The sequence below is a fragment of the Deltaproteobacteria bacterium genome, from assembly GCA_016235345.1.
In the GTDB taxonomy this organism is placed as follows: Bacteria; Desulfobacterota; Desulfobacteria; order Desulfobacterales; family Desulfatibacillaceae; genus JACRLG01.
Map to the genome: position 1 here is coordinate 102072 of JACRLG010000010.1, position 7012 is coordinate 109083.

Below are 7012 nucleotides of genomic sequence, written 5' to 3' on the forward strand. Positions count from 1 at the left end.
ACAAGCCACGACAACGGAATGAGCAAGCCATGAAAATCATGGACAAACTGAAACCTTCCGCAATATCCTGCAACCTCATGGGGGCGAGCAGGAAAGAGGTCATGGAGGAGCTTTCCGTGCTTCTTGCCATGAACTGCGGAAAAAAGCCCGATGATATCATGGACGCCCTCTGGGAGCGGGAAACCGCCAGCAACACGGCCTTGAACGGCGGCCTGGGGGTTCCCCACGCCGCCATTAAGGGGCTCACCGAGTTTTACGTGGGGTTCGGGATATCCAAAAAGGGCGTCAACTGCAAATCGGCGGACGGAAATCCGACCCACTTTTTTTTCGTCTTTCTGGCTCCTGCGGGCGACATGTCCAACCGCATGGACCTTCTGGCCAAGGTGTCCCGCCTCTTCTCCGAAAAAACCGTGAAGAACGAGCTTCTCAAAGCCGACACGGCCCAGGAGGTGCTTGCAATCATCGGGCGGGAGGAGCTTGGCCTGTAGACTCGCCTCTAAAATGCTGGCTGCTGTCTTTTGATGCTGACTGTTTATTGCAAGTGCGCCAGCCGCCGCGACGGGAGCCTGTCAGCCGTGTGCGGCTGGCGGTTTTTCCAAGGGCCAGTTATTAAGCGGAGCATGGTTCTTTTCCGTTTTTAAAGGGAATCTGGCCGGGGGGAGAAATACTACAATCCTCCTCCTCCACCGTTTTTGGGAGTTCGAAAAATGGAACTAAACCCTGCTCCCCGTAATAACACGGAAATCACCGGGAAGTGAAAATACTGATCCTCACCGGGCTTTCGGGCTCAGGAAAAAGCACCGCGCTTGCCGCGCTGGAGGATGCGGGTTTTTTTTGCGTGGACAACCTGCCGGTTGCCCTTTTGCCCAAGTTCCTTGAGCTTCCCTTCCAGACCGGCTCCGAGGCCACCCGCTTCGCCTTTGTAATGGACCTTCGGGAAAAGGGTTTCGCCTCCGGTTACAAGGAGGTTTTCGCCGACCTGGAAAAAAAGGGCTACGCGCTGGAGATAATCTTTCTGGAGGCATCCGAAGAGACCCTACTGCAGCGTTTCCAGGAAACCCGCAGAAGGCATCCCCTTGACAACGGACCGGGAGTCCTTGAAGGAATATGCCTCGAAAAAACTCAGCTTGCCGATATCCGGCGCATAGCCACAAGGGTTATCGACACATCATCCACCACAAGCCACGAGCTTAAAAAAATCGTAAAGGACTCGGTTTCGCACCTGGCCACGCAGCCACGGATGCAGGTCTCCGTTCTCTCCTTCGGTTTCAAGCACGGGCCGCCCAGAAACGCCGATCTTGTAATGGACGTGCGTTTTCTTGCAAATCCGTTTTTCGTGCCCGCCCTTTCGCCCCTTTCGGGCGAAGACGAGCCCGTGCGGAAATTCGTCATGGAGTCCGCCGACACCAGGGCCTTCATGGAAAAATTTCTGGGCCTTTTGGATTTTCTGATTCCCCGTTACGAGGTAGAGGGCAAGGCGTATCTCACCATAGCCATAGGCTGCACGGGCGGACGCCACCGGTCAGTGGCCGTCGCCCGCTCCGTTTACGAGCACTTGAGGCCGACTCAGGAAAGGGTCTCCCTGTCACACCGCGACATGGACCAATGACCACCGGCCCTTCATCCTCCATCGTGGTGCGCAACGCGGCCAGGTTCGACGCGGACGCCATGTCGGCCCTGGAAAAAGCCGTCTTTTCGGACCCCTGGACCTATAACATGCTGGAAAACGCCCTGGCCCGGCCCGAAACGATAGCCTTGTGCGGCGTATCCGAAAGCGAGCTATATGGCTCAATCGTTTTAAGGACGGCTGCGGACGAGGCCGAAGTCATGAGGATTGCCGTTGCTGCGGGCCACAGGCGCGGGGGGCTGGGAAGCCTGCTTCTGGAAAAGGGCCTGGCGCTCGCAAAAAATCGCTGCGCTGTCACGGCCTTTCTGGAGGTTCGTGAAACCAACCGGGCTGCGGTTTCGTTTTACGAGGCCCACAGTTTCGAGCTTACGGGAAAAAGGCCCCGCTACTATTCCGACACGGGCGAGGCCGCCCTGGTAATGGCCAGGATTCTATAGCCCGCGAGTCAACAACAGGGGAAATTTCTCCTTCAAAATTTGATGATTGATCTTGCAGGCCGGGCCGGATGAGGTTATATAGACCCGTCGGGAAGCCTCATGCAAGCATGGCGCTTTCCCCCATTCCACCTTAAAAACAAATTCCACAGGGAGGTTTTTTCATGGCCATCAAACTTGCAATAAACGGATTCGGCAGAATCGGCCGGCTGGCTTTCCGGGCGGCCTTCGACCACCCGGACATCCAAATAGTGGCCATAAACGACCTCACAAACGCCAAGACAATGGCCCACCTGTTAACCTACGACTCGGTCCACGGCAAGTTCAAGCCCACGGTGGATGCAAGCGATACAAGCATAACTGTTGGCGGCGAGGACATCCGCATTTTTGCCGAAAAAGACCCCGCAGCCCTTCCCTGGAAGGAACTCGAAATAGACGTGGTGGCTGAATGCACCGGCCTTTTCACCAACCGCGACGGGGCTGCAAAGCATCTGGCCGCCGGGGCCAAAAAGGTTGTCATCTCCGCTCCCGCCAAGGAACCGGACATAACCATGGTCTTGGGCGTCAACCAAAACGATTACGACCCGGCCAAACATCACATAATTTCCAACGCTTCCTGCACCACCAACTGCCTTGCGCCCGTGGCCAAAGTCCTGATGGAAAATTTCGGAATCAAGCAGGGCCTCATGACAACGGTTCATTCCTACACGGGTGACCAGAAACTCCTTGATTTCCCGCACAAGGACCTTCGCCGGGCCCGCGCCGCCGCCCTTTCCATGGTTCCCACCACCACCGGCGCGGCCAAGGCCATAGCCCTAGTCCTTCCGTCCCTGAAGGGCAAGCTCAACGGTCTGTCCATACGGGTTCCCACCCCGGACGTTTCCATAGTCGATCTGGTGGTCAACGTGGAAAAAACCCCGGTGACCGTTGAGTCGATCAACGCCGCCCTCAAGGCCGCCGCCGAAGGCCCCATGAAAGGCATTCTTGGTTTTTCCGAGCTGCCCCTGGTTTCAACCGATTTCACCGGAACGAACCTGTCTTCCATAGTTGACGCCGAGCTTACCTACGTAATAGGCGACATGGTGAAGGTCTGCTCCTGGTACGACAACGAATGGGGCTATTCCATGAGGCTGGTGGATATGTGCTCCCTGGTGGGTGGAAAACTGTAAGCGCCTGTCCAAAAACGCGAACTGCTGTGTCAGACTTCGCCGGGCGGGTCGTCATGTACGACAAGTACTATTCCTTCCCGCCCGGCTCGTCTTCCTTGCATTTCATCGTTTTTGATCAGGCTTGGCGTTTAGGCTTTTATAGTGGTTTTCATAGTTCCGTTCCGATTCGATGGCCGCCAATATGTGGGTGGCGCAGGCTTTCTCGTTGCCGGGGGGGCTTCGGACAAGAGGTCAATCGGCGCGGATTTATGACAAACACTATAGCCTCTTTTTAAACGGGTTGGCAGGCTCTTGGGGCCGTTTTCGCCGGTTGCTGTAAATAGTTGAAAGGACGCCATGAACACCAGAAAACCGCTCATCGCCGGCAACTGGAAAATGTACAAGACCCCGGAGGAGGCAGGCCGGGCAGCAGGGGCAGTGGCGAAAACCGTCTCGGAAACCGATGGAGCCGAGGTTATGATCGCCCCCTCCTTCGTCTGCCTGGCGGAAGTGGCCAGGGCGCTTGAGGGGTCCGGGGTCCATCTCTCGGCCCAGAACATGCACTGGGAGTCGGAGGGAGCCTTCACCGGCGAGGTGTCCGGCCCCATGCTGAAGGCCGCCGGGTGCAGCCACGTCATCATCGGCCATTCCGAGCGCAGGCAATTTTTCGGAGAAACGGACGAAACCGTCAATCGGAAGGCCAAGGCGGCCCTCATCCACGGCCTTGTTCCGGTGATCTGTGTGGGGGAGACAAAAACCGAGCGCGAAGAGGGCCTTACGTTTAAAGTGCTTGACAGGCAGGTAAGAACAGGATTAGAAGGTCTTTCTTTAAAAACGCCGGTGGTGGCTTACGAGCCGGTGTGGGCCATAGGTACGGGCCTCACCGCCACCAGCGCGCAGGCCCAGGAGGCCCACGCTTTCATCCGGTCCCTTGTGGAGGAGATCGCGGGGCACGAGGCCGCATCCGCCCTTCGAATTCTTTACGGCGGAAGCGTCAAGCCGGGCAACATCGCCGAACTCATGGCCATGCCCGACATTGACGGTGCGCTTGTGGGCGGCGCGAGCCTGGACCCGGAAAGTTTCGGAAAGATCATCCATCTGGGTTTATGAGACATTACCCATCCGCCCCCGCAATCAGGGGTCGAAAGGACCGGTAAAACAGAGTCATGCAAATCCTGGTTGTGGCCATCCATGTTATTGTCTGCTTCGCCCTGATCATGATCGTCCTGTTGCAGACGGGCAAAGGCGCGGACATCGGCGCGGCCTTCGGAGGAGGATCGAGCCAGACCCTTTTCGGAAGCTCCGGCGCCGGGAACCTCCTCACCAAGGCCACCACGATAGCAGCCATAGTCTTCATGTGCACCTCCCTCGCCCTTGCCTACATGTCCAGCCAGAAACATCAGGGCTCGGTCATGAAAAGCGCCCCGGTGAAAGAGGAAGCCCCCGTCCCGCCGACCGGCGGCGCGAACGGCCTTCCCGCCATGCCTCCTGCGGCTGGCAGCGGTGTAATTCCCAAGATTCCGCTCCCGGCAACCGGAGCAGGGGTTCCCGCAGTTCCGGTCCAGGCTCCTCAACCGGCAGCCAACACCGGCTCGGTTCCCGCATCCCTCCCGGAAGGCGTCAAGGTGGAGGCTACAACCACCGCCAAGGCCACGATACCGGCCAGCGGTGGCGCAGGGCCTGTCAAGGTGACCATCCCTGCAACCGGCGGCGCAAGCGCCCAGCCGGTCAAGGTCAGCGTGCCTGCCACTGCTCCCGTTTCACCGGCGGCTCCTGCCCTCCAACCGGCAAGCGAGGCCCCCAAGGCCCCGGATGTGGCAAAATGATGAATAGCCTCTTTTTTGGGGCTTATTTGGCTTGATTTTTTCGACAGGCTGATATAAGAAACACCGTCGTTACATAGTTCGCCGAAGTGGTGGAACCTGGTAGACACGCTATCTTGAGGGGGTAGTGGGCTACGCCCGTGCCGGTTCAAGTCCGGCCTTCGGCACCATTTGAATGGATTAGGGGTGATTTCGGGTAGTTACCGGGGTCACCCCTTTCCATATGCAAATATATGCATTGCTTCGTTCTGCATCGGCACCGTTTTGACCGGTCAAATCACATCAAAAACTCACAAAAACAACATCACTATCTCAAAGCCCTTCGACCAACCTTCCCTCGGTTTTGGGCTTCGGGCAAAGCGCATCATCCAACCCTCCCCTACCCTCTCCAGGAATCCAATGACAGTAATAACGGATCGTTGTGTCTATGGAACTGTGTCCAAGCAACTTGGAAACGTAGGCAACACTTTGATGCGCCATTAACAGAGTCGTTGCGTATGAATGCCGAAGCTGGTGCGGTGACCGCTCCCGAAGCCCCCCACTCTTACACACCTTTTTCATCAGACCCTGAATCCTTCGTTGGGTGAAAGGCACCTGCATACTTTGCTGACCTTCAAAAAACAAAAGGTCCACATCCCCTCCGTGACCACTTTTCAAACCTTCCTTACGGATGTGAAGGATGTATTCTTTCAGTTCGCCCATAAGGAATTCGGGGACATCCACGAAACGAAACTTTCCGTTCTTCGGTTTTCCGAATACGCCACGCTTGTAGCTTTGGGTCACTTGGTACAGGTTTCGCTTCATGTGAAAAAGTTAAGATCTTCCCGGACAGTCAGCACCCCGCAGTAAGCGCCATCCCCGGCCCGTAGGATGAAGCCGGGGGATGGCGCGCGGTCTTCCTCTCGGGTAAAATGAGTTTGCGAAAAACATCAACCCGAGAAGGAGGCCCGTAGGATGAAGCCGGGGGATGGCGCGCGGTCTTCCTCTCGGGTAAAATGAGTTTGCGAAAAACATCAACCCGAGAAGGAGAACACCATGACCGCAACTGACAAGTTAGCACAAAAGCGCCTTACCCTGCTACAACTGGCTGAGAATCTGGGAAACGTTTCAAAGGCGTGCCGCCATCACAACGTCTCCAGAAGCCAGTTTTACGAGTACAAACGGGCTTTCCAGGTGTATGGATTGAGCGGACTCGTGGACAGGCCCCCGATTCCGGCCTCCCACCCAAACGAGGTGCCGGATGAAACGAAAAAGCGCATCGTCGAGCTTTCTCTTGCCGAGCCCTCGGCGGGCCAGCAGCGCATCGCGGATCAGCTCGCCTTGGAAGGCGTTTCTGTTTGCGCTTCAACAGTCCGAAATATTTGGATAAAGGAAGGCATCGAAACCAAGTACAAACGCCTGTTGCGCCTTGAGGAAAAATCCGCCTCCGGATTCGTCCTCACGGAAAAGCAGGTCCGGCTCATCGAAAAAGCCAACCCGGAGTTCGCCGAGCGCCACGTGGAAAGCGATTATCCGGGCCAGCTGCTTTGCCAGGACACCTTCTACGTAGGCCGTTTAAAGGGCGTCGGCAGGGTCTATCTGCAGGCCGTGGTGGAAACCTACGGCAGCTACGCTTTCGGCAAGCTCTACACCAGCAAGCGCCCCGAAACCGCCGTGGACGCGCTCTACGACCGGGTTTTGCCGTTTTACGAGGAACATGGCCTGCCGATTCAGGCCGTCCTTACCGACAACGGCACAGAGTTCAAGGGCCGCCCCATGATCCATCTATATGAAATTTTTACGGAATTATACGACATCGAACACCGGACCACGAAAGTCGCCACGCCGAGAACCAACGGCTTCGTGGAACGCTTCAACCGCACGGTTCTGGACGAGTTCTTAAGGATGGCGTTCCGGACCAAATTCTATGAATCCGTGGACGCCCTTCAGGAAGATCTGGACGCCTGGCTCCACAAGTACAACCACGAGCGGCCCCACAGA

At 56.8% G+C, this 7012-nt stretch carries 8 protein-coding genes and 1 tRNA gene; 8 read left to right on the plus strand and 1 reads right to left on the minus strand.

The window, feature by feature from the left end:
• The first annotated feature begins 29 nt into the window (after positions 1–29).
• From HZB23_05280 to HZB23_05310, 7 genes are all read left to right on the plus strand, one after another.
• Positions 30–488 carry a PTS sugar transporter subunit IIA gene (locus HZB23_05280; protein MBI5844069.1) on the plus strand — a complete coding sequence of 153 codons (459 nt, stop codon included), beginning with the start codon at positions 30–32 and terminating at the stop codon, positions 486–488.
• Between the two features lie 266 nt (positions 489–754).
• A complete protein-coding gene (gene rapZ / locus HZB23_05285) occupies positions 755–1609 on the plus strand; it encodes an RNase adapter RapZ (GenBank protein ID MBI5844070.1) in 855 nt (284 codons plus the stop codon).
• Positions 1606–2064 (plus strand): ribosomal protein S18-alanine N-acetyltransferase, encoded by a 459-nt coding sequence (gene rimI, locus HZB23_05290; protein MBI5844071.1) that lies wholly within the window; start codon positions 1606–1608, stop codon positions 2062–2064. The genes rapZ and rimI overlap by 4 nt, the downstream gene beginning before the upstream one ends.
• Positions 2065–2225: 161 nt before the next feature.
• Positions 2226–3230 carry a type I glyceraldehyde-3-phosphate dehydrogenase gene (gene gap / locus HZB23_05295; GenBank protein ID MBI5844072.1) on the plus strand — a complete coding sequence of 335 codons (1005 nt, stop codon included), beginning with the start codon at positions 2226–2228 and terminating at the stop codon, positions 3228–3230.
• Between the two features lie 336 nt (positions 3231–3566).
• Complete coding sequence (locus HZB23_05300) at positions 3567–4319, plus strand: triose-phosphate isomerase (GenBank protein ID MBI5844073.1); 753 nt, start codon at positions 3567–3569, stop codon at positions 4317–4319.
• A gap of 56 nt (positions 4320–4375) precedes the next feature.
• Complete coding sequence (secG, locus tag HZB23_05305; protein ID MBI5844074.1) at positions 4376–5035, plus strand: preprotein translocase subunit SecG; 660 nt, start codon at positions 4376–4378, stop codon at positions 5033–5035.
• A gap of 80 nt (positions 5036–5115) precedes the next feature.
• Positions 5116–5202, plus strand: a tRNA-Leu gene (locus HZB23_05310).
• Between the two features lie 142 nt (positions 5203–5344).
• On the opposite strand, the gene HZB23_05315 is transcribed toward HZB23_05310, so the two are convergent.
• Positions 5345–5836 carry a tyrosine-type recombinase/integrase gene (locus HZB23_05315; GenBank protein MBI5844075.1) on the minus strand — a complete coding sequence of 164 codons (492 nt, stop codon included), beginning with the start codon at positions 5834–5836 and terminating at the stop codon, positions 5345–5347.
• 231 nt (positions 5837–6067) lie between these two features.
• Between HZB23_05315 and HZB23_05320 the strand changes: the two genes are divergently transcribed.
• A partial coding sequence (locus HZB23_05320; GenBank protein ID MBI5844076.1) for an IS481 family transposase occupies positions 6068–7012 on the plus strand: 945 nt, incomplete at its 3' end.

Excerpts from the sequence above, each read along its gene's own strand:
- HZB23_05315 (MBI5844075.1), bottom strand. The coding sequence starts at position 5,836 with ATGAAGCGAAACCTGTACCAAGTGACCCAAAGCTACAAGCGTGGCGTA.
- secG (MBI5844074.1), top strand. The coding sequence starts at position 4,376 with ATGCAAATCCTGGTTGTGGCCATCCATGTTATTGTCTGCTTCGCCCTG.
- rimI (MBI5844071.1), top strand. The coding sequence starts at position 1,606 with ATGACCACCGGCCCTTCATCCTCCATCGTGGTGCGCAACGCGGCCAGG.
- HZB23_05300 (MBI5844073.1), top strand. The coding sequence starts at position 3,567 with ATGAACACCAGAAAACCGCTCATCGCCGGCAACTGGAAAATGTACAAG.
- HZB23_05280 (MBI5844069.1), top strand. The coding sequence starts at position 30 with ATGAAAATCATGGACAAACTGAAACCTTCCGCAATATCCTGCAACCTC.
- gap (MBI5844072.1), top strand. The coding sequence starts at position 2,226 with ATGGCCATCAAACTTGCAATAAACGGATTCGGCAGAATCGGCCGGCTG.